The 23,041-nt window shown below is 38.1% G+C and carries 23 protein-coding genes; 16 read left to right on the forward strand and 7 right to left on the reverse strand.

Annotated elements, in window-relative coordinates; genetic code table 11:
- Nucleotides 1-26: 26 nt before the first annotated feature.
- From P5G61_RS22485 to P5G61_RS22495, 3 genes are all read right to left on the reverse strand, one after another.
- Nucleotides 27-878 (reverse strand): hypothetical protein, encoded by an 852-nt coding sequence (locus P5G61_RS22485; protein WP_024633643.1) that lies wholly within the window; start codon nucleotides 876-878, stop codon nucleotides 27-29.
- Between the two features lie 138 nt (nucleotides 879-1,016).
- Nucleotides 1,017-1,556: a hypothetical protein gene (locus tag P5G61_RS22490; protein WP_024633642.1), complete on the reverse strand. Its 540-nt coding sequence runs from the start codon at nucleotides 1,554-1,556 to the stop codon at nucleotides 1,017-1,019.
- Between the two features lie 133 nt (nucleotides 1,557-1,689).
- The gene (locus P5G61_RS22495; protein ID WP_024633641.1) at nucleotides 1,690-2,388 is read right to left on the reverse strand and encodes a phosphodiester glycosidase family protein; all 699 of its coding nucleotides are present in this window, start codon (nucleotides 2,386-2,388) and stop codon (nucleotides 1,690-1,692) included.
- A gap of 389 nt (nucleotides 2,389-2,777) precedes the next feature.
- Here P5G61_RS22495 and P5G61_RS22500 point away from each other — a divergent pair, with 389 nt between their 5' ends.
- From P5G61_RS22500 to P5G61_RS22520, 5 genes are all read left to right on the forward strand, one after another.
- A complete protein-coding gene (locus P5G61_RS22500; RefSeq protein ID WP_236642283.1) occupies nucleotides 2,778-3,260 on the forward strand; it encodes a hypothetical protein in 483 nt (160 codons plus the stop codon).
- A 29-nt stretch (nucleotides 3,261-3,289) separates the two neighbouring features.
- Complete coding sequence (locus tag P5G61_RS22505) at nucleotides 3,290-3,613, forward strand: hypothetical protein (protein WP_024633640.1); 324 nt, start codon at nucleotides 3,290-3,292, stop codon at nucleotides 3,611-3,613.
- A gap of 467 nt (nucleotides 3,614-4,080) precedes the next feature.
- A complete protein-coding gene (locus P5G61_RS22510; protein ID WP_024633639.1) occupies nucleotides 4,081-4,389 on the forward strand; it encodes a LytTR family DNA-binding domain-containing protein in 309 nt (102 codons plus the stop codon).
- A 266-nt stretch (nucleotides 4,390-4,655) separates the two neighbouring features.
- A complete protein-coding gene (locus P5G61_RS22515; RefSeq protein WP_024633638.1) occupies nucleotides 4,656-5,657 on the forward strand; it encodes a hypothetical protein in 1,002 nt (333 codons plus the stop codon).
- A 281-nt stretch (nucleotides 5,658-5,938) separates the two neighbouring features.
- A complete protein-coding gene (locus P5G61_RS22520; RefSeq protein WP_024633637.1) occupies nucleotides 5,939-6,448 on the forward strand; it encodes an AbrB/MazE/SpoVT family DNA-binding domain-containing protein in 510 nt (169 codons plus the stop codon).
- 142 nt (nucleotides 6,449-6,590) lie between these two features.
- On the opposite strand, the gene P5G61_RS22525 is transcribed toward P5G61_RS22520, so the two are convergent.
- Entirely contained in the window at nucleotides 6,591-7,454 is an 864-nt protein-coding gene (locus P5G61_RS22525; protein ID WP_024633636.1) for a hypothetical protein, read from the reverse strand.
- Between the two features lie 169 nt (nucleotides 7,455-7,623).
- Nucleotides 7,624-8,748, reverse strand: a complete 1,125-nt coding sequence (locus P5G61_RS22530) for a replication initiator protein A (protein WP_024633635.1) — start codon at nucleotides 8,746-8,748, stop codon at nucleotides 7,624-7,626.
- 489 nt (nucleotides 8,749-9,237) lie between these two features.
- Between P5G61_RS22530 and P5G61_RS22535 the strand changes: the two genes are divergently transcribed.
- The 8 genes from P5G61_RS22535 (at nucleotide 9,238) to P5G61_RS22570 (ending at nucleotide 16,915) form a co-directional block, all read left to right on the forward strand.
- Nucleotides 9,238-9,759, forward strand: a complete 522-nt coding sequence (locus P5G61_RS22535) for a DUF2321 domain-containing protein (RefSeq protein ID WP_024633634.1) — start codon at nucleotides 9,238-9,240, stop codon at nucleotides 9,757-9,759.
- 236 nt (nucleotides 9,760-9,995) lie between these two features.
- Complete coding sequence (locus P5G61_RS22540) at nucleotides 9,996-10,487, forward strand: hypothetical protein (protein WP_024633633.1); 492 nt, start codon at nucleotides 9,996-9,998, stop codon at nucleotides 10,485-10,487.
- Nucleotides 10,488-10,823: 336 nt separating this feature from the next.
- Complete coding sequence (locus P5G61_RS22545; RefSeq protein WP_024633631.1) at nucleotides 10,824-11,024, forward strand: hypothetical protein; 201 nt, start codon at nucleotides 10,824-10,826, stop codon at nucleotides 11,022-11,024.
- A 1,237-nt stretch (nucleotides 11,025-12,261) separates the two neighbouring features.
- Nucleotides 12,262-13,116, forward strand: a complete 855-nt coding sequence (locus tag P5G61_RS22550; protein WP_024633630.1) for a helix-turn-helix domain-containing protein — start codon at nucleotides 12,262-12,264, stop codon at nucleotides 13,114-13,116.
- A 127-nt stretch (nucleotides 13,117-13,243) separates the two neighbouring features.
- A complete protein-coding gene (locus tag P5G61_RS22555) occupies nucleotides 13,244-14,581 on the forward strand; it encodes a hypothetical protein (protein ID WP_024633629.1) in 1,338 nt (445 codons plus the stop codon).
- 455 nt (nucleotides 14,582-15,036) lie between these two features.
- A complete protein-coding gene (locus tag P5G61_RS22560) occupies nucleotides 15,037-15,654 on the forward strand; it encodes an SH3 domain-containing protein (RefSeq protein ID WP_301248469.1) in 618 nt (205 codons plus the stop codon).
- A 37-nt stretch (nucleotides 15,655-15,691) separates the two neighbouring features.
- Complete coding sequence (locus P5G61_RS22565) at nucleotides 15,692-16,432, forward strand: hypothetical protein (protein ID WP_024633625.1); 741 nt, start codon at nucleotides 15,692-15,694, stop codon at nucleotides 16,430-16,432.
- 243 nt (nucleotides 16,433-16,675) lie between these two features.
- On the forward strand, nucleotides 16,676-16,915 hold the full coding sequence (locus P5G61_RS22570) for a helix-turn-helix domain-containing protein (protein WP_024633624.1): 240 nt from the start codon (nucleotides 16,676-16,678) through the stop codon (nucleotides 16,913-16,915).
- 198 nt (nucleotides 16,916-17,113) lie between these two features.
- Here the strand turns inward: P5G61_RS22570 and P5G61_RS22575 are convergent, their stop codons facing one another.
- Nucleotides 17,114-17,638, reverse strand: a complete 525-nt coding sequence (locus P5G61_RS22575) for a zinc-ribbon domain-containing protein (protein ID WP_024633623.1) — start codon at nucleotides 17,636-17,638, stop codon at nucleotides 17,114-17,116.
- Between the two features lie 253 nt (nucleotides 17,639-17,891).
- On the opposite strand from P5G61_RS22575, the gene P5G61_RS22580 reads away from it, so the two are divergent.
- From P5G61_RS22580 to P5G61_RS22585, 3 genes are all read left to right on the forward strand, one after another.
- Nucleotides 17,892-18,782 (forward strand): DUF6710 family protein, encoded by an 891-nt coding sequence (locus P5G61_RS22580; RefSeq protein WP_024633622.1) that lies wholly within the window; start codon nucleotides 17,892-17,894, stop codon nucleotides 18,780-18,782.
- 105 nt (nucleotides 18,783-18,887) lie between these two features.
- Nucleotides 18,888-19,100, forward strand: coding sequence for a transposase-like zinc-binding domain-containing protein (locus P5G61_RS32080; protein ID WP_435874268.1), 213 nt, complete (start codon nucleotides 18,888-18,890; stop codon nucleotides 19,098-19,100).
- 381 nt (nucleotides 19,101-19,481) lie between these two features.
- On the forward strand, nucleotides 19,482-21,482 hold the full coding sequence (locus P5G61_RS22585) for a C1 family peptidase (RefSeq protein ID WP_301248470.1): 2,001 nt from the start codon (nucleotides 19,482-19,484) through the stop codon (nucleotides 21,480-21,482).
- Nucleotides 21,483-21,591: 109 nt separating this feature from the next.
- Here the strand turns inward: P5G61_RS22585 and P5G61_RS22590 are convergent, their stop codons facing one another.
- Nucleotides 21,592-21,966 carry a hypothetical protein gene (locus P5G61_RS22590; RefSeq protein ID WP_024633620.1) on the reverse strand — a complete coding sequence of 125 codons (375 nt, stop codon included), beginning with the start codon at nucleotides 21,964-21,966 and terminating at the stop codon, nucleotides 21,592-21,594.
- Nucleotides 21,967-23,041: the final 1,075 nt, after the last annotated feature.

Consider the following 23,041-nt stretch of genomic DNA (forward strand, 5'->3'; position numbering starts at 1 on the left):
AGTGAATGTACTGTAGATCCATTTTTTTAAACTCCGTTAATCTGCATCCAGACCTTATGTAATCCTTCAGCAATTGGTTTTATAACTTTATTACTGTGAAGATACCCATTGTGACAAAGGGGCGTCCATTGGTCCAGTATAGTCCCAACGTTAACGTCACGGTCTTCATGAACCGCCTTATCATACTCAGGATGTATACTCTTCAAGGGATAGCCTAATACATCGTCTTTGTCATAAAAATTGATCCATTCCCCAGCTATAGCAGGATACTTAGCAGAAAACTCCTTGCTAGGTACCTGGATGGGGCGGTCAAAGGATGCATATCGTAGACTCCATAAAGGCAAAGTAGTTCCACAAGTATAAAAGAGAGACAAGGTTTCTCCTCGCTCCAAAGCGGAATTAGGGTTTGTTATTTTAGTGTTCTCCTTAGCGTGTTGTAGATCGTAAAAGAAATTACTTGCAATAACACTACCTAGACTATGCGAAATAACACAGAGAGGAGCATCCAACCCGGCCTCTGTACTCAAACTATTCAGCTCCTTACTTATGGCCTGATGAACAGCATCGTAGTTTTGTTCTCCACCGTCCCTTAAGGGTTGGTATGCGACAGCGTCTGCCAGATAGTGAATCATAAATTCTCTAAGCTCTACATATCGGAGATTATGCGGTGGGCCCACTAACTTTCGTTTTAGCTCTTCCTCCCGACTGGCAAAAATAGATGCCCACCAGACCGGTTTAATTTCAATGCAGGACTCAGGATTTTTCTCACCACTGATTGCGGAGAATGTCTTGAGTAGATTATCAATAAATATGGAAGCAAAATCTTCCTGTTGCTTACCCAAACCATGAATAACAATGACCGCTACCTTCTGTGACATATGGAATCATCCCCTTGTTTTCAAAATCTACATACAAAAAAAGACCCAACTCTAAAGTTGGCTCCTTTTAAGTTTGCCTTATGTGACTAGCATTATTCCTCACATGATGCACAGGTTTAGTGGAATTACGCAAACAGATCAATCAATTGTGTAGATGGACCACTCACCTTCATTATTCATCCGGATTGCATACATCATTTTAACGTTCTCAATCGAATCTGATTTCGAATCTAATCGTTCCCCAAGGACTGTAACGTGAACTTGATTTTTGATTGATTCACTTTTTTGAATGCTTTCAATGGTTGAAAAATGATATTGGAAATCATCACTATAATACCCCTCCATAGCATCGGCTAATTTTTCAGTGACAAATCCAGACCGATACTGATCGTGGTCATGCTCAACTAGTCCTTCTAAATTAAGTTTAAGAACATCTAGAATGGGGGATTGATCTTCCGTTAGGGAGGATTCCGCCTCTTTAAAATCAATATCATTACCAGAATTAAATTTTGTTGAAGACTCCGTTTCTGAATCAGGATTCTTAGATGTATCCGATGCGGAATTCTGAGATGTATTCGTCGTATTCGTCGGTTCTTCTGTTGGTGAGTTTGTATCACCACACGCCGTAAGAAGAATAAATGAAGTTAGCAACGCTGTTAAAGCAATAGATTTCAGCATGATATCCCACCTTTATAAAATTCATATAGATAAAGACGCTACAATGTTGGGAAAAGTTACAAATTATTTTTAAGGAAGTGAATAGGAAAAAGGGAAATCGACATGCGATTTCCCTTTGAAAAAACCGAAGTATTTAGGACCAAGTTGCCCCGTTCACTGTAATGATACTGTATACGAGACGAGGTCCACCAGAAGTGTAGTTAGTACCATCTGGTTTTTTGGCACGTATTTGTGCCGCCGTGCTGCCATCCAGCATAATAGCATCTGTACATCCTAGAGACTTCATGATACCTCTAGTTTCTAGAGGGGTACAATCCGTAGCCTTACTCATCACTGCCAATACAATTTTACCACCTTTATACCCGATGGCAGCGCGTTTGTTGTTTCCAAAATCCACTCCGCCTTTTTCATCTTTCACCAGGTTATTGAATGCAGTTTCACTTGAAACCGTTTCTTGAAGTTTGAGACTAATGCCTCCGATAGCCCATTCAATCCAACTAGCAGGGGTGGATAGGTCAGCTAATTTGTTAATCACGAATACGTTCGCTACTCGGGAAGTACCGGCGTTTGGCCTCGAACAAACCAGCGTGCCACGTTTATACGTTGCATTCGTAGAAGCATAGTTCCTTACCGGGCTACCTCCTTTAGAAACTGCAATGCCGTGGACATAACCAGTACTGTCATCAAAGAAAGTGCCATTAATGCCATACTTAGTGGATGCGGTCAGGTTTTTACCGCCCAAGTCCTCAATTTGGATTGTAGACATATCCGCTTCAATGTAATCCACTGTAATTCCATTCCATGTGGTTTGTCTGTATTTTGCATCTGCCATTGATATCATCCTTTTCCCTATAATTTTTTTATGAGATGAAATCGTGGGAATCAACTAGATGATTGCCATTCCCGGGCAATCCCTGTTACCGATTTCCTTCTCACTGATATAGGTAAAATGGAGAGACATCATACAACCATTAAAATAATAAATCGAAACTGGATAGAATAAGTATGTAACTACATTATGATTTACGCTTAGTCCTTACACGCGATTAGAATCACTTTCATCACTAAAATCCGCACCCATATATCCTTGGCTTTACTTTCCTAAAAGGATGTTACAATTAATTAAAAGAACAGAATGGGGAGGTTGTTAAAGGAAGAGAACGTTCACTAGTTAAGTACTCTTGAAAGAAATACATTGTAATTTAATGGAGGCTGAAAACTATGAAAACACTCGATCAAATTTGGAATGCCATTAGAAAGTTCGAGGATTCAGATTTTCATCAACTGAGAGGTAAGGCTTTTACATATAAACTTATTCATAATGCGGTTATACCAAGCACAACGAACATTACAATCCCTAGAAGTCATTTCGAAAAGGCTTGGGAGCGTATGCCGGTAACTGGACCAGGCGAACTCCAAGATCTTAGGGGCCCATCTTACTTATTTGCAATTCTATCCGATCCTCGCATTTCGGCGTCAGACACTGAACGAGATGAGGGCAGTAGCATGCAATATAAAGAAGGATATGCTAAAGGTAGAGAGGATGAGGCAGAAACCACTTTGCGAAATTTGTATATTATTCTTGATGAAATGAAAGAGCCTCCTCAACAAACAAATCATATATTAACTTATATACGTCACCTAGAAAAACTAACAGGTAAAGATCGTGCTTTCTTTGATTCTGAAGGAAATGCATACGAGTAATTTAGAAAGCAATTTAAGGAGTGTAACTTATGAAGAAATGCCCATTCTGTGAAGTATTAATTAAGCAATCCGTTTGTCATGTTTGCGGACGAAACTTTAAAAAATCCAAAGCAGTAAATAATCCCGATTTAGGAACTGAAGTAGAAATTGAAGGTTCTCCAATTGAAGGTGATATTATCCTGGTGGATGGAAAGAATTATTTTCTTTATGTGGAAAGCCATTATTATTGGTCCACCTACCTACTTAAAAAGAATTTAAAACGAGATATGAGAAGCGATATCGTTGCACTTAGTGCAGAAGATGTAGCAAGGGGAGTGATATTAAATCGAGGAGTAACGTTAGATAAAATATAGTAAGATTTTTGACTTGAATGATGGATCCACAGCAAGCATCAGTATATGATAATCCAGAGGACGTGTCGATTACTTCTCCATCGATCCTCTCCCGTATTCCTAGATAAACAACTCTCCCTTTTACTCAAGTGCTAAGCCCTATAACTGGGCTTTTTTTATTTATTGATGATCAATTAAACAACTTATAATCTAGTAATTTAGATTGTTATTTTTTGTCGTACTAAACATACGTAGATTGCTCTCTAAAGGACTTTAATCTCAATAAGTATACATAGGTTCTTTTTCCGTTAAAGCAGCTTAGAATCTGCGTTATAGCTAATAGGAGAGTCTTTTAACGATAGAGTAACAATTCACTATTTGAATTTTGCTTATATTTAATTCAGCCACTTAATGCAGTCTATTTATATGGAATTGGGACTAAAGACATAGTAAGATTGAGAGGATAACAGAAGAGGGAGTTGGTAGTAGTGCAGATTCAAGTATTTGAAATATCCAATGATACGCCGGCAATGATTCATGAAGACGATATTTTATATGTGACTATTAATAAAGTGGAAGGATATCGTGTTAAGACAAAAGAAGGCATGTACTTCAATTTCCCCACGGCCAAATTTTTTATGGGTCATATTCCTTTCGTCCAAGTAGATCGAAACCTCTTAGTAAATAAAAATAATGTAGTTAGCATCGAAGGAGCAACCATGAAGTTAACGAATGGAGAAGAACTTAAAGGATCCCACTCGAAGCAGGTTCAAATAAAGGAACCGCTCTGCAGATAAGCCTAGCTTATCTAGCCATCTTCAAAAAGTTAGGATAAAAAGGGGGGTATAAAATGCATAATCACGGTACAGGCCACTAAGGTATACATAACTACTACACTATCCCATTCTCCTTGTATTACTCAGAGGGGGGTGGGGTAGCCACTCTCTTAATGTATTTTTACTCTTGCTTAATAAAAACAAATGAGAATTCGAGAGAAATAGGAATATTCCGATCATGTTCAAGAAAGTAGGGGACGAAAATTATTCAGCACAATGGATCAAGTTTGAAACAACAGTTAAAGGTCATTATTAGTTTAGTAACTATATTATTGGTATTAGCCGGCTGCTCGTCAAAAAATACGGTTGTAGACTTGGTCGTAGATAAGGAAATAGATTACTCTAATGGGAAAGTTAGGATTGTTGGGAGAACTAATATCCCAGATAACATGGAGTTGATTCTTACTTTAAATGGTAACAGGCGTGCATATTCTGCTCAAGACAAAGTTGTTGTCACAAACGGGGAATTTCAAAGTGGATGGTTTTCAAACAATGGTCATGGGTTAGATCTCGACGACTATAATTTGATGCTTATCTCACGTCCTGCAAGTGTACAGCCAGGACAAGTACAGGAGAAGATAGGCTTACTAGGAGAAAACCTTTCTGGAGATCTTGTTGTATCAGAGCTTGGTTTTGGAAATAAGATAAAATATACATATGAATTCAGTTTGGAACGTGGACAAGAAGTATCAAAAAATAATGAAGAATCATTAGAAGAAGACTTAACAGAAGATGGGGCAATTTGGGACCTGATCAATGGATACCTTGCTACAGGTCAATATATGGAGGTAAGTAAGCTAATTAAATCTATAACCAACCCTAGTAATGACCTTCAAATGATGTACTTGCTGGCCATGTATCATGTGTACGGTCAGGATGGTGAAGATGAGAAAGCTTTGAAGTCCTTAAATCAAATTCCAAGTAGTTACACGGGAAGAAATGAGGATCTTGTTTTCTACTACAAATACACTCATGAGGCTTATGAACAAAATGGCCAAAACTCTTCTCTCAGTTTTAACGATTACGTTCAATTGTATAGAAAGAACAGAATTACTCCGGAGTCCTTTGCTTATTATAAGGATGAGCAAATCCAAAGTAGTTCACGTACGACTTCAAATGATGCTGACTACAACATCTATGGTGAGTATCAGCCAGTTGAGTCAATGACTCCTGATGAAATGAGAGCTGAACTCGAGGCAATTTTAGAACAAAATCTTCCCTCTAATTAATTTTATACAATACGGTGCAGCGCCCCCTTAACCTTAAACCCTTCCTGGACCACAGGAAGGGTAGGGTATCTAATAAATGAGTTATTATCTTGAATACTGAATTAGATACATACAAACCATTTGGCCATTCGTCCAGGTAAGAGAGTGGGATACTTTTTAGTGAATACTGATTTGTATATATTTTTATGTTACTTTATTCCTTATTTTTGAAAAAAGTAGTTGTAGTTGGATAAATTCTTTTTTAGAATAAAGATAGTTGAAGGTATGAGGTGAGGGATTGTATGAAAAGAACCGGTATGAAGAGATCATTGGATCGCCTTGGAAGAATTGTCCTACCAAAGGAAATGCGAGATACTATGCAGATTGACATTGGTGACCCGCTCGAATTTTTTATTGAGGGGAAGGAACTGATTCTAAGAAAGTACAAATCTACAATGTGTGTTTTTTGTGGTTATTTTGCAGCCGAGACGTATTATAAGGAGCAGTTTGTCTGTAGTACCTGTGCTACTCAGTTAAAACATCCAGATAAATCTTCCGAATGGTTCTTACCAGAATCCGAGTATTCTCCTACGCCTGCTGAGAAGGTAATCTCTGAATCAATACCTGTATCAAAAACTCAATTGGACGACAGTGCTACCAATAATTATCCAGACGTACGCCCTAAAACGGCCCGTTTACTTCAACAACTGAAAGAAACTATGGAGCAACATCCTGGCTTAGCTCAAAATCAGATTGCACTCAAGATGGGGATCAGTCAAGGACGCGTCTCTCAATTAAAAAAAATGCTCTAATGAAATATATTCTTATATGAGGGCACTAACTTACAGAGTCGATGCGATACCACAATGATCTTTTGGAGTATCGAACAAGCTAGGTCGCTTAATTTAATTAAATACAAAAAAACATCCCAACTTCTGGGATGTTTTTTGTAACCTATATAGAAGGAGCCAAACCATATTTAACTGCTTCTTTTTTCAGACTTCGGAATATCATGGCATTAGAAATGGTAGCAAATACAACTAAAATAACCAATACTTTTCCAATAATCCCTGAAACAAGATACGCGTCTGCAGCAGCGTACATTGATACAAATGTACCAATATACGAAGATGCCTTTTTTAAAGTAAACTCGTCTATGAGATTGTCTTTGAGCTTATCGACTTTTCTTAGATTACGAAGGAAACCCAAACTCAATATAGGGAAGATAAGAACCATGAACAATGTGCTGCCTGTACACCATATGTATGAATCGCCTATTAAAATATATGTCTTAGGTACCCAATGCACAATCCATTGAAAAATAAAATTATCTTGTATAGGTTGATACACATCATGGATAAAGTTTTGGTAAACTTTTGAATGCATGAGATCGAAATACCAGTCATAATTCTCAAAAAGCGAGATAATATCTGTATACTTTTTGATAATATGTTTAAGTAAGGAATCATAGATTGGAAACGATAGGATACTGATAAGGAGATACCGAACCCAGTGTAATTTCACTTTTTGATCTTTGTCTGCAATGGACCAGTAAGGATCCATATAAGCCTGTAATCGTTCATACTTATCTAATGATACCCTAATCGCTCTCTTTTTCTTAGATTCATACGTTCTAATCTGTTTCTTTTTCTTAGTTGACTTAGGCTTTCTTTCTACTAGCTCTAAAGTATCTATTATCGCAGGTCGCTTTTTTGTATGAGGATTAGAATCCTGATTTTTTACTTGTTCGCTTGCTATCTTTTTTTCTTTCCATTTCCTCCTCTTTTGTCTTCCTCTTCTTCTTGACCTTTTGCTCATTCGCACCTCTCCTTTAACTTTGCTTAATCCCTATAGTTAATACGTTTTACTATGTTATTCGTTTCATATAGTTAGGAACATATACAGAGTTGTGGTAATTTAAAGTTTAACTTAGTCCATTATATTATCGGGGTTGAAAGGACATGAAAAGAAAACAACTTACGTTCTCTTATAGAGAGAATGTAAGTTGTTGGACGGTCTTAACACTATTTCCTGAAGTGAGTAGAAGTTTGGATGGTCGGATCTCCAGAAAAATAGATCCAGATTCGTCCTCATGTAATTTGTAACCATCGAGGAGGGAAATCTCCATCATATTCTCACACGCTTCCTCCACGATTTGTTTCTTCTTGGCTGGCCTATTTGCTTTAGACCCCATTAGGAGGGCAATCTCATCCAAAGGCCACCGTGTGATCCCCTGAGCCACTTGTGCAGGCAAAAAAAGATATAGGTTCTGCGCAGTGCCTGTCTTTAAATCTTCTAGAATGGCTAAACTCAAGTAAGCAATAGCACCTGATTGTAATGAACGGTAGACAGCATCAGAGAACATTATTTTGAATGTCTCGTTGCGGTCGCGCCGTCCAATTGCCTGTAAGATATTGATTCGGTCTAAAGAATCAATCAACCCTTTATCATGATAATAGGTGAATTCAAACTTGCTATCTTGAAGAACCTCAAGGGACTGCCAGATCTCTAAATACGTCTTTCCACCAGTATCACGATTCATGGCCTTAGCAAGAGAATAAATGGTGAATTCAAACTCTTTTTGTTTCCCACTTTCTTCCCAAAGTTTATGAATTCCAATTAACACCTTTGCGTCTTGGAGGGTCAGTTCCTTTTTAGCTGGATGATAAATCTTAGTTCTTCTGTTGTCGCGGACCAGTGTATCTCCAGTTTCTGAAGCGGGTGCTACCGTCCTAGATGTTGATATTGAACTGATCGCACTCTCTGAGAAGATATGTCCATAGGGATGAGAAGGCTTATTGTAATAGGTAGCTCGTCTGATTACCTGGGATTGTTCCCAAATCTTTTGTTTTATTTGATGTTTAAAGATTTCCTTGTTTATTTGGTCCTTTTCTTCATCCGTGAGTTGATGTTCCTGAACGAGTCGTTTGGCTAGTTGCAGTTCACCGGTTCCTTCGTTTTGTATATGTTTTAGAGCAACTTCCTTTGATTTCGTCTTCAATTGGTCAGCTGCCTTGATAATGAGTTCCTGGACTTTAGGATCTTCAGCAGGTAGATCTAGCGCTGTTATTTTACCAACCCATTGTTCAATATTAATTCTCCGAGGGGGCATTTGATAACAGCTCCTTTCTTATATACTCGTTAATGTCTGTGAATATAGAATACCATAGCTTTAAATATTGAGTATAAAATTGATCGAAATGTTCTTTCACCCCCGACCTTTTGTCCTTTCAACCCCGATAATACGTTCTTTCATCCCCGACGTTTTTATCTAAGATAAATGTATAGACTTAAGGGGAATAACCCCTGGCAATTATCTCTTCACAATTTTAGATAGATGTTAGAGGAGAGATGGGGCTCAACTCCCCAGGAAGAGAGGAAATGCCATAGTGGCCATGAATTCTGCGAATCAGCGTCCATAAAAGCTACTGGTCCAGTCATAGACAAGAGAAACAGACTAAGATTCAATTATAAAAACTATGGAGCAGCTTCCTGGCTTAGCTCAAAATCAGATCGCACTCAAGGGAATGGAGTGTAGACCATCTTGTCCCAAAGAGGTAGAATATCCCTGATGTTAACAGAAGCTTAAGGGGGATTCTATGTGGATTGGTTAGGGTATGGCTACGGTGGACAACAGAAGCAAAATTGGTATGATCAAGCACAAGTATGTAAAAATGGTCATTTAATTAACAGTGCTATGAAAAAATACCCTGATGATAATAAAAAGTTTTGCCCTGAATGTGGTAAAGAAACAATCTGTACTTGTGAAAAATGCGGTAATGCTATCCAAGGTGAATTACACGTCGAGGGGGTTGCTAACTTCGGTGGAAGTACCGTACCTAGTTTCTGTAAAGATTGTGGAGCAGCATTCCCCTGGACTAAGGCCAAGTTGGAAGCGGCTATCGAACTCCTCAAAGAAGATGAAGAATTAGTAGCTGAAGACATAGCGAAATTTGAAAATAATATTCAAGACGCTATGTCTGATGGACCTAGAACTCTTCTAGCTTCAACAAGAATAGGAAAGGTTTTGAATAAAACTACTAAGTTCATTGGAGATGGCGTAAGGGATATCCTTGTAGATGTTTTGAGTGAAGCAGCAAAAAAAACTATCTGGCCATCCTAGCACCTTAACCGGTGCTTTTCTTTTGCCTTCTATGACAGAATATGAGACATTTAAGCCTGTGTAATTGATTGCATCCGAATACAGGAATCATTCCATAGACGAGCGGAGAACAGCAACTGAGTGAGCGTATGAAAGCATACGATGGACACCCAAACGTTGAAATCAACTCAACTCAATTATTACAGAAGGACATGTACTGATTTATGTCGAATTGTGATATCTGAAAGAGGTGAAAAATGAATTCAATTCCAACCCCATTATTGTCTGCAGGAATCTCAGCTATAATAGCAGTTTTAACATTTCTTATTTTACATTTCTTTATAGAACCGTACAAAGAGAAGAAGAGACGCAAATTCGAAAGGCTACATAACTTATACAGTCCGTTATACGCTTTGATTCTTGCTAGAGCACATCTATATGATTCTTTTACAATCCCTAAAAAAAGTGTGGTTATGCTTGGAAGTATCAAAGATCATGAATTCTTAACAAAAGAATTTACTGACAAACTTATGTTTGATAATTCTGCATATGCTTCTACTGAACTATTGGATGCATGGGGTAAATATGTATCATCCATAGGAATTACCCCAAACGATGTTGTAGAGCGCTTCGTCAAAATAGCTGTTAAAGATTACAATGAATTGAAAAAGCAACTGCGTATGGAGTATGACAGGGAAGAATACGAAACCGGATTACCTAAGATTTTTAGACAAAGAACATCCAAGTAAAGATCTTGGGTGTTTTTTCTACATAAATTAAGGAGGTATAGATAATGACATCCCGTGCTACTCGATCAGATCAATGCAGCAGTATAACCCCCGGGTTGACCTACAGCCAGGCAATTCCCGAGTATGAAAAGCTGAAGTGTAGAATTGAGGAATTGGTTATGTCGAGTCGATCGTCTGGAATGAACGCACAGGGAACATGGTCGGTGGTCATCAACTATGTAAGATCCTGGTTTATGAGCAGGGCCATACCGGTCTGCAGGTTTCTTTTGTGGATCTAGACTATCAGCAGGAACGGCTCCTGAATATCGCTTTAAAAATAAAGTATCGAGAATTGGGATGACTGGGCAGGTCGCTGGACGAATTACAGGAGAGCTGGGCAGATTTGACTTTATCGGGCTTGGATCTGAAGAATTCGAGGATCTAATCGAAGAGTTTGGGAGTATTCCAGATCCCGAGATTGAGGATCTAGTGGTTGAGGATAACTTCGATGTTCAAGTGCTTTGGATAATACTCAGTTCCTTAGACGAAGAGGGGTAACATCTGACAGCTCCCCTTTTAACGTTGCAGTCAAAAGTGTTTCTGCACGATTGGCTGCCGATGGGCACAGTAGGATACAGAATGACGACATGCCTGCAGAGGAATTTGTGGGCTATTTAAATGCCCTTTTTGAACGTTATGCTAGTTTGATGGATCCAGCAGCAGGTAATTACGTTTACCATCCTTCGTCCTATCAGAGGGAATTCTAAGACGCAATGAATGCTGCAGGTATTGTTGTTCACAGCCAGTGAGTATGAGTTAAGAATTCAGCATCATTCGGCTGGTCGCAGTATCGTTGGCACATAAGCCTGTTTTCTATGCTCACTCGATGGCCCCTTCTTGGTACGGGGATCGTCGGCAAAGCACAGTTTGACGAGCTGGCTTACCAGTTAAAGAGGCAGAACCGTCCACGGTTTGGGAGGTGTAACCCGCGGAAATGTTGGTAAGCACGTTCATCCTATGCAGAAGCCGCTGGAACTATTACCATAACAATTACAGCAGCCGACCTGGGAATATCGTTGTGGATCTCTTCGGAGGTAGCGGGTCTAACCAGCAGCCTGGCATTCAGCCTGTTTTGGTAAGGCGAAAGCTATGGTCCGAATGATGAAGTATTGCGATTAGCCTACTTGGAGGTTACTTTCATACAGTGAAGACAATCAGTGAAACAGGGGGAAAAGGTGGAATAGCGTCCTTTCAACCCCGATAATATGGTAGGTTGTCCTTTCAACCCCGATATTTTAACGTTCTTTCAACCCCGATACTAAAAAAAATCTTTAAAAGTTAACTGTGTTTTTCAACCCCGTCATAACGTTCTTTCAACCCCGATAGGTTGTTCTTTCATCCCCGACTTTATGTCCTTTCAACCCCGATAATTCAAAAATGTCCTTTCAACCCCGATATCTTGACTCACTAATTAGCAAAAAATACAATGGCGATAAGGCAAATTAGTAGTTTATGCCACAAGGCAAAAAGTTATACCTAAAAAAAAGCTCCCTAAGGGAGCAGGCCTCATGGCCAATTAGAAAAAGCATTTGATTCACTCGCTATCTAGAGGTGCGAACTCTTGACAGCAGTTAAAAACGAAACCGCAGGTAACTGTTTCTGGAAAAAACAGATATCCTGGGGGCGTGTTAAAGTCGCTTAAATACAACATTAACATGCCGGTTCCCTTATTATACGGAAGAAAAGCTTCAAATTCAAGGGGATTGGCATGAACGAACTCTAAGGAGGACTATTCATGCTATCTAATTTTAATTCATCTGAACAGCAATTGATTAAGGGGTTACGAGGGATATTGGATAACTCTGATCTTAAAACATATGAAAAAATGATAATGATTGTGATAAAAGTCTATCAAGCTGAGCATGAGCATGTCTTCCCAGATTATGATACGATCGCAGCAGCTGGAGGGATGTCTAAACGCAAAGCCCAATACGTTGTTAAGGATCTGGTTAGTCGTAATTTAATTGAAAAAAAAGCTCGCTTTAAAGAGGTAGTAGGACACCCTGTCAAACAGACTTCTAATCAATATACCGAGACCAATACTTCTCAAGTAGCTTATGAATTCAAATCAAAAATACAGGAAGATGCACATCATGCACTTAATAATGCACAGCATGCATATGAAGCTGATTTTTCACATGCACAGCATGCACCCTATAAAGCAGGTTTTATTAATCAAGATTCTTTAGATCTTTATCCTTCAACAGATCTTGAAGAAGAAGAAGATACACCACCTATGCGCGAACACATGCCTGAAGTGGCACAATATGCACGATATGCAGACGTGGTAGAAAAAATGATAAAGTTTCAAGGAACAGGGGCAATCTGTTTCCATCAAGAGGAATTTTTATCATGCTGCAAATTGTTTAATCTTCCACCGCGATTGATCTCTGAACTATATCCATCTATCGAGAGTAGCATCCAAAAGTACCATTTTGATTCGATTTATAGAGCTTTAAAAAAGTTCGCGGAAGGTTTAATAAATAACAAGATTGATAATCCAATCGCCTGGTTTAAGTCTACCTTTAGCAATGAAGACTTGAAGGTGAGATCAGAAATAGAATTAAGGAAGATCGGACAAGTGTCTTAACCCTCCTATAGAACAAATCTAAGCTTACTTGATAGCTACGAAACTCATAATGTTGAAACTTTGTGAGTAGAATAAGGCAATGATGATATAATTTCAGTAGTTATCAATAATTTGGAGCTGAATAAGAGTGAATACTATCCTCAAAACGTTCTCTAAAAATGTTCACAAGATGATTTTTCATATTTCTCCAATTAGTAAGATAGGAGCTGAAGAATTGATAAACGGAGATAGTCAGGTACCAGAGAATGATTTTCATAACAAATTGGGTGACATCTACCCCTATTCCCTAATAAGATATCTTTCAGGAGTAGGAAATCTTATGACTGATTCGACATCTATCCCTGTTTCATGGGAGTTTTGTTTAGATATTACGGGGACTAGTCACTTTATTCTAAAATACCAGGGGATACACTATTATAAACCTGATGAACACAGTTTTTCAGGACGCTGTAATGAAATGGAAGGTTGGTCTGTTAATATTGAAAAATTGTGGATCGAATCCACTAATTCAAAGGGCCAGACAAATGTACTTTACTGTATATCACCAGAGTTTACTTTCGAAAAAAGAGGAGTAGAAGGTATTCACCCTTCTAAAGCAATAGCCTATATAACAAATTTCGAATTTTTGGGTCTTGAAAAAACGGAAACCAATGGTGGTTTTAATTTTGATAAGTTCTCGGTAGATCTGAAGCGATTAGCTTTAGAATTTAAATTGACGGAGAATTCTAATGAGATTAGGGAACTCATTGATACTAAGAGGATTAATCATGGTGTATTATCTTATATTACAGTAGTACCTCACGAATGCCACTCATTAGAGGAAGTTAAGAAGGAGATTAAATCTATTACTTCTTTCCTAAGTTCAGTAACCTTAACAACTAACTATCCACAAAAAATCGAATACTATGATGAGAATAATGAAATAGTAAGATTCGATGTTATGGAAACTACTAAATTAAGGTTTAATAATGAAGCTATTATTGATAACTTTTTAACAAGGAGAGGACTTAAGCATCTATTTGATTCTTCGTATCAGAAGTATAGAGAACTAGAAGACTCCTTAAAGTTAAATGAGTATACGAATAGAATCGTAGATATACAAAATCAAACATTCATTGATAACAAGCTGGCACAGTTAATTATGGCGTATGAATTCCTCATTTCAAACTATCTCGTCAGCCTTGGTTGTTTAAGTAGAGATGAATTAGAGCTAATGAACATTCAAAAGAAAATGACATCGATTAATAAGCAGCTTCGATTTATACCTAAAAATTTATTGACTGACGATCTGAGAAAGGTACGGAATCCATTGTTCCATACAGGCGCAATTCCATTTATGAATAGTAATGAACTCTACAACTTTTATACTGATTATAACGATTTGCTTATGAGAATCTACCTCAGGATCATTGGATATGATGGAGAATACATTTCAAGGAAAGATTACAAACCAGCACAAGTATAAAAAGTACAAAAATGAAGTGTAAAGCCACCTCTATCATTGTTCTATGTATTTGGCATTCATAAAAAGAGTATCATTTAACTAAATTTGTATCACATCACCTAAAGGAGCTTAGCTCCAATTTACATAGTAAGACATCAACTCAAGGATTAGAAGATTATTAAATCAATAATGTTGAAACCTAGCCGAGATCGAATACAAAAAAAGTCGCTATTTAAGCGACTTTTTTTGTATTTTTGAAAGAACTTTTATTAACACAAAAGTCAGATAAATATATATTTTATTTCATTCATAGGGTGAGGTAAGTAAATCAGTGGACAACATAATATGAACTATATTTCACGATTCAGTCACTTATTTTTTAATCCAATATTTATCAATTAGTTACAAATTGTAACAAATTATTGGTTGGATATGGTAGTATAGTTTTGTATAAAATCTGGAGGGGGTTAATATTTGTGGTAAAATGGACTAAGCTAAGCAGTAAGTATCTCGTCTTATTTGTATTTGCAATCGTATCATTCTATGTACCAACCGGTAAAATTGATGCTGCCCTAGCTTCATACCAAAAAAAGCAACCTGTTTATGACGTAAAGACAGCTGGATTGAACATACGTAGCGGAATGGGGACTTCCTATCCAATAATAGCTCAAGTGAGTCAAGGTACGGACTTAGTTGACTATTGTCCAGACGGCGTATGCTCCAACACTACTGCTGACAGCCAGGCGTGGAAACGTGTATATTATCCAAATGCAAGTATTGGATATTATGCTAACGCTGCTCTAGGTTACGCTGCATGGTACAACACAGTTGGCAATAGAACTTTCAATTATCATTATACTTATGTAGCAAAAACGAGCAGATGGACTCAAATGTTCTCAAGTGATTGTAGCAATATGAGTGGCGTCATGAAGGGTCTGAATGAAAATTATTACCTACAATCCTTTGACTCAGAATTGAAGGCATCTGCTTGCAACCCGAATGCTTGGAGAGTACAAGACTTTCAAGCCGGTTCAAACTCATCAGGAACTTTTGACAATGGATTTGTAAATGGCTGGAACTTAAAAGCAGAATAAAGCGTTATAATTGTAGCGAAAAAAGGAGGAATCCCCTGTGAAGAAAAAGACAATGGCTTCTTTGCTAACATTACCACTGGCAGCTGTCGCTGTAAGTGGCTATATGTACCTCAATCAACCAACGATAGTTAGTGCTCAGAGTGATGTTCTAAGTGCTGCCAATAAGGCAACACAAGGCAAGGTGGAATACATCAAAGAAACCATGGAAGACGGGTCCTACATCATTCGCTACCGTGATCGTGAGAACCTCACTGAAATCACGGAGGAATACCGGGACAACCAACTTCATAATAAACTCGTCATTGAAGATGGCGGGAAGAAAATCACTTCATACGGACGGGATTTTGAAACAGGGAAGTTAGTGGGTAACACCTGGACTATGCCAGAGAACATCGCTGCAGAAAATGAAAAGTTACTGCAGATCTCTCTGTTAGAAGAGGCGAAGAATGAACTGGAAAGTCAGGATTGGACGGTACTTGAGTCTAATGAAATGAAATCCTTGACTTCTTCAGACAAAAACGAGCAACAGGCTCTTGCTGAAGATGACCTTCATAAAGAGATAGTAACCATTGATTTGGATACTGGATTACCTACTAAACGTGAAATTTTCACAAAAGATAAAGAGGGTAATATTATCGGAAGTTCAACTAAAACGGAGGAGTATAAATATCTGGACTCCATGCCAATGAAGATTCAAAGCTTTGGTCCCGAAGAGTCGATTGAGATTACAGAAATTCCTGCTCCTGTTATAGAGGATAAGGTTCTCGAAGGTTCTTAAGACTATACGATGGGCTCTGGCAACTCCTTGAAAACACGAATTAAACAAGAAGGACCACTTCGAAATTGAAGTGGTCCTTCTTGTTTGCACTTATAAAGCTGATTTACATAGTAAACATACGTGTAAATCAAAACATACAAAGTTGTATAATTTGATTTACACCCTGACTTTATAATGATATATTTCAACTAAATCGAATTAAAGTTATTTTAAGACATATGAACAAAGGAGATACGCGAATTTATGAATCAAATTAATAACCCAAACGCATTCCCTATTGGAGACAAGGTTATTGAACTAATGGTTGCAAAAGGTATGGATCTGGATGATCTCTCAAAGAAAACAGGAATAGCAAATGAAAGTCTAGCGTCTTTTTTCATGAGTAAAGAACCAGTAACCCAATATTTTGCTGATGAGTTAGCAAAAGTCTTTAAGCCACCGGCTGATTATTGGATTAACCTTGATAAGGCATATCGAAATTAACACAAAAGAGTAAACTTGGCGTGATTGTGAGATGGAGTGAACAGAGTGGGAGTAAGCATTAACAGTAGAGAGTAAGTAAACATTCGTATTAGCAAAAGAGAATTATCAAAGCGAGCTAACACAATCATGTGTAGCTCGCTTTTTCATTAGATGAAGTAAAAGGGAGTTAGAGTCCACGATAGGCACAATGTAATTGGGTCAACAGCAGAATTTTGATTTCAAAATGGTATATAACTTGATCTGGGATCGTTCTCCTAAGTTCCTAATAGAATCCAGTTTATTGTAGGTAAGTTGCAGGATTTGATCAACAGTATTTAAACCATACCGCTTTAGAGAAAGATAAATCCTCCTATCAAATTCATTATCCCCTTCATAAAGTGACTCAATGCTTATGTTAGCAGTAAAGTCCTGTGGCAGCCCTAGTACCTCAATGAGCTTCATATTAGGGTTATGTATCAGATCAGTAAAGGTGCCCGTTAATGGGTTTTTATCTAGTTCCTTATTAGCTTCTAGTATTTTCTTAGCTTCTCGCTTACATTGAATACAACCGTTATTTCGAACACGAATCCTGATGGGATCAAATTCCTCATGCCCAGAGGCACATTTCCACCAAACTCTTCGGTGTGAATCAGCTGTGACTTCTTCCGGAAGAAATTGATTGGTTTTAGATAAGTTCCATTCTTTAACTAAATGGATATGTGTATGCTGAAGGGAGTTAATCAACTTGTCGTTAAAAATAATAAATCACCTCACCCCATCTATAAGAGCCTTCAACCATTATAACCTTCTGCCCAATGGATTGGGAATTGGGGGCTTATATTAATCAGCGGTTTACTACGGAATCTTGTTGAATTAGAGCTTTTAAAGGGACGATATATGAGGTGCTTGTGGAGTAGTTTGTACTGACTGCATTTACTATAATTAAATTGTGTGTCAAAAGAAGAGTAGCTAATAAATAGATGAAGGAAGGAATGGCATGTTTAAACGAAAAAGAGAAGATACTAGGAAACTAGAACAGGAACTTCAGCAAAGAGAAGAAGCAAGTAAATTAAAGCAAGAAAATAAGCAAAGAGAAGAGTTTGAAAATATACTATCCCTGGCTAGAGAAATACTAAACACACCTACTGATTACAAATATGGAGATACTCATCCAATCTATATTTTAATTAAAGGTTTAGTAAATCAAGAGTTTTATAAAAACGTTTATCGCTCCGTCTCTACTCATGATGATGCTAAGGTATTTACAGTTGGTATTAACAAAATTCTTCCCAATCCTGGATCGAGAAGTAAACGAACGCACTATATTTCAGTTGATGAGGGAGAGAAGTACTTGTACAAGACATCACTTTCTCATTCTGTCAGTTTTCATACAATGCTTGAGAGGTCTCGAGTCTCTGGACAACGCATTTCTGAAATTATTCAAACCTCTGGAAAAGAAGTTCTTATTAATTTAGGAGAGGACCCAGTCTTAACTCGTCCGTGGCATATAGACAGGCTGTTGAGAGCATTTCTCTGTATTGGCGAAAACAAAGAGTATGGTGATTGGACACAGGACGATAATCATCGATTAGAGCTTTGGTTACCATTTGGAGTAACATTCGTGAATAGTGGAAACCATTCTATCACTACTGGTATTTTGAATAATGAAGGCCAAATAAAGTTAGATTTAGATGAAATATATAGAATGGAAAATGAAGTGTTTCACAATATCAGTTGTGATGGCGTAAATTATACTAGAGTAGTTGATAACAGTCATCTTGCGCCTGTAACCAATCTAGCTTTAGCTGCTGTATTTGAGATTGGTAAGTTAATCAACAAAAATGAATATCAGAGAAAGATCAGATTTAAAGGGATAGATGTAAATTAAATTATAGATAAATCTTAGGATGGTCATTTACCTGGAGAGATGCAGGAAGGTAACACAACCGAAGACGAATGACTAGAATTTTAAGAACGGAGGTAAGAATTTGAAATGGGATGGACTGAGTACATAAGGGTTTCGAGGTGCCCACACTGTGGATCTACCCACACCAATAAATACGGAGTAAATTCTGTATCTGGGACGCCAAGGTTCAGATGTATAGGATGCGGTAAAACGTTTAGCTCTCGTACTGCACAATTGTTGCTTAATAAGAGGTTGAAAGAAAAATCAGCTGAGAGGAAACGTAGACCCGGAGAAAGTTAAGTAGTCTGGATAAATATATAGAAACATTTATCAACCAGAATCTTGCTCCGTTAGTACTAAGTAATTCTTAGTTGTAATGATCAAGCTAGATTGGACCTGAACTCTTTAATGAGAATGAGTGGGTTATGACAACACATAATGAACAAAAAATAGAGAACCCTACATTCTTCTGGGATTCTCTATTTTCTGTTCAACTTGTTGGGTCTGCTCTTTAAACGAGTGCATCGTAACTTAACAGGCTTTTAGCACTGCACTAACAGATAGTTGTCTAAATACGATCAAAGGGTAAGTGCAGTATAACCCCAGCTAAATGCTAATGAATAAATTTTATTCAAGTAACAGAAGCTTAGGCTTAGAAATTAAGCCTGTAGGAGGTCTGAAATGTCATTAGATGAATTTGGGTTTGGGGCTGTACCGTCCCCGCCGGATGAAAGAGACATTTTATTTTCTGCTATTATTCGGGAATTCCCTGCCGAGTTAAATTTGGCTACCATTCCTGAAAAATATGAGTCGCCTTATGGTACTCCGGTTAAAAGCCAGGGTAGTGAAGGAACCTGTGTTGGATTCGCCTGTGCTGTTGGTATGAAAGAGGCTCAAGAATCGAAGGAAGAAAATAAATACATTGAATTATCACCGCGATATCTGTATCAAAAATGCAAAGAGATTGATAACTTACCGCAAGAAGGGACTTACATTAGAACCGCAATGCAAGTTCTGACAGATCGTGGGGTATGCGAATGGCAATATTGGCCGTATATCGCGTATTCAGTTAATAATCCACACCCCAATGCTGATTCAAATGCTGCGGATAATAAAGTTTTATCATATGCTAAGCTTGATTCATTAGACGCAATGAAAAACAGTATATTTAACAACGGACCTTTTGTTATGGGAGTACCAGTCTATGACAATTGGACCGAAGCCAAGACAACTGGGATTATTCCTCTTCCAGGAGATTCGACGTACCGCAGTCATCATGCAATATGTATTGTTGGATATGATGATACCAATCAAAAGATGAAATTCAAAAATTCTTGGGGTGATTGGTGGGGAGATAAAGGTTTTGGTTACCTGAGCTACGAGTACATTAACCGTTATCTTAACCAAGAGAATGGAATTGAAGCTTGGTGTGCATTAGACTTCGTTATTCGCCTATTCTTCGTAAATGATTCAGAACTTTCTGGTTGGATAGGTAAATTTAGTGGCAGCGAAGACCAGTTGTTATTTTTTGATTCAAATAATGACTGGTGGCTTTGTTCAAAAACAGGAGACGGGAATGCAAAATGTAAGCCTATTGGAAATACAAATGGATTTGGTGGAGCACCACGAGGTTGTCCAACCTGGATAGGAAAATTTTCTAACAATGATAACGATGAGATCCTTTTTTACTTTCCAGGTGATGATAACTGGTGGCTCGGTTCTTACAATGGACCAGAATTAAAGTGGAATCTTGCCGGTAACACTGTTGGTTTTGGACATGGGATCAACGATGGGCGGCCGTTCTGGGTAGGGGATTTCAATGGTGACGGAAGAGAAGATATTCTGTTTTATTTCCCAGGTGACGATAATTGGTGGCTTGGAGCATTTGAAGGTACGGAGCTAAAATGGTATTTCGTCGGTAACACTGCTGGTTTTGGACACGGGATCAATGATGGTCGGCCGTTTTGGACGGGAAAGTTTTCTAATTCCACAATGGATGAGATTCTATTTTACTTCCCAGGTGATGATAACTGGTGGCTTGGCTCTTACAATGGATCGGAATTAAAGTGGAATCTTGCCGGTAACACTGTTGGTTTTGGACATGGGATCAACGATGGTCGACCGTTCTGGGTAGGGGATTTCAATGGTGATGGAAGAGAAGATATTCTGTTTTATTTCCCAGGTGACGATAATTGGTGGCTTGGGGTATTTGAAGGTACGGAGCTAAAATGGCATTTCGTCGGTAACACCGCTGGTTTTGGACATGGGATCAATGACGGTCGGCCGTTTTGGACGGGAAGGTTTTCTAATTCAACGATGGATGAGATCCTTTTTTACTTCCCAGGGGATGATAACTGGTGGCTTGGCTCTTATAATGGATCGGAATTAAAGTGGAATCTTGCCGGTAACACTGTTGGCTTTGGACATGGGATCAACGATGGTCGACCGTTCTGGGTAGGGGATTTCAATGGTGATGGAAGAGAAGATATTCTGTTTTATTTTCCGGNNNGACATGGGATCAACGATGGTCGACCGTTCTGGGTAGGGGATTTCAATGGTGATGGAAGAGAAGATATTCTGTTTTATTTTCCGGGCGATAATAACTGGTGGATAGGAACTTTCACAGATAATAAACTTGTGTGGAAGATATATACCAGTAATTTAATGATATCTCGTCAATAAAAAAACGGTTGGTTAAAAAATGAGCAGCTGACGTAGTTACAGACTGCTCATTTTTTATTGAATGCGAGGTAGAGCAGGTTATCTTAATGCCGTTTCTTACTTTATATCTTTAAGGTTGTTCAATTCTATCTAAAAAGTAGTTTTGCACCCATCCCCATGTTTGATATTTATAACTATATACATATAAATAAGTCATGCCATCAGCAATTACACTCTCTGTGCCACCATATACAATATCACCGTATACATGAGAGCCAATATTTACTCCTGTTGGTGAAGGGGTTTTTCTGAAGTTAGAATAATCATTTACTTTATAATATGAAGACAAAGCCAAAGTAGAAATATCTGAATTGCTTAACTCATTAGCGATTGCTGGGGTGTATGACGGTAGAAATACTGTGTTTACATCTTCAGCTGCAAAGGCTCCTGAAACAGGGAGTATTGTAGTGGTAATAAGAGAAGCAGCGATAAATTTTTTTAACACGTAACCATCTCCTTAGTTTATTTTGTAAATAAGACTAATTTTTACATGTTAAAAGTATCATTTTATTCTATCAGACTCTATTACAATATTCATTGACAAATTCTAATCCTTGGTGGGAGTGACATAAAGTTACCTACCAGACTGGAGAATGACATAAAGTCCTACCAAAGTTCTCCGTTAGGTAACACTGTTGGCTTTGGACACGGAATCAATGACGGCCGGCCGTTTTGGGTAATGGATTTCAATGGTGATGGAAGAGAAGATATTCTGTTTTATTTTCCTGGTGATAATAACTGGTGGATAGGAACTTTCACTGATAGTAAACTTGTGTGGAAGATATATACCAGTAATTTAATGATATCTCGTCAATAAATGAAGAAACTTAGCCGAAAATTTAATATGCAATGAACGGATTGCAGTTTTTAGCACGCTGCTCTTTTTTCGTTGAATGCAGGTGTATAAAATCGTTATTTATTGGATACCATATGAGAAACGCTGTAAACAACATGGATAGGTAATTTGTGAAGGGTGGTAGTGACAGAAAGTTACCCACCAGACTGGGTCGAGGGACAAGAACATGTTCCCATTGAAGTCGCTATTTTAGCGGCTATTTTATTTTATCGGTACAAGTTCTTGTCCCGAGCCAAGGACAAGAACTTGTACCGATTGCCGAAATGGACAAGAACATAGTCCGATTGCCGATTAGATGGATATCTAAATATCGATCACATGCACTTAAAGCTTCATTAAGTATCATAAAACATGAACATGTTCACATTGTTATGTGACAACTGACAAGGTGAGAGGTTAAAGACGGTTGCTCGGTATTAATAAGGCGACTTATCTGACTGAAAATAGCTGCTGAGGACAAGAACTTGTACCGATTACCGTGTTGGACAAGAACATGTTCCTATTGCCGATTAGGCGTGTATCTAATCGTCATCTTTCCTTCAATTCATTAAACTAAGGCAGGATAGCTCGTTTTAGTCATGAAGAATCGTATCCATAAATAGCGTGGGAAATTTTAGTGTGGACTAAAAAAATCAGATGATAAGAAAAGCTTACCCACCACTGC

The organism is Paenibacillus vandeheii (assembly GCF_030433635.1).
Classification (GTDB): Bacteria; Bacillota; Bacilli; order Paenibacillales; family Paenibacillaceae; genus Paenibacillus; species Paenibacillus vandeheii.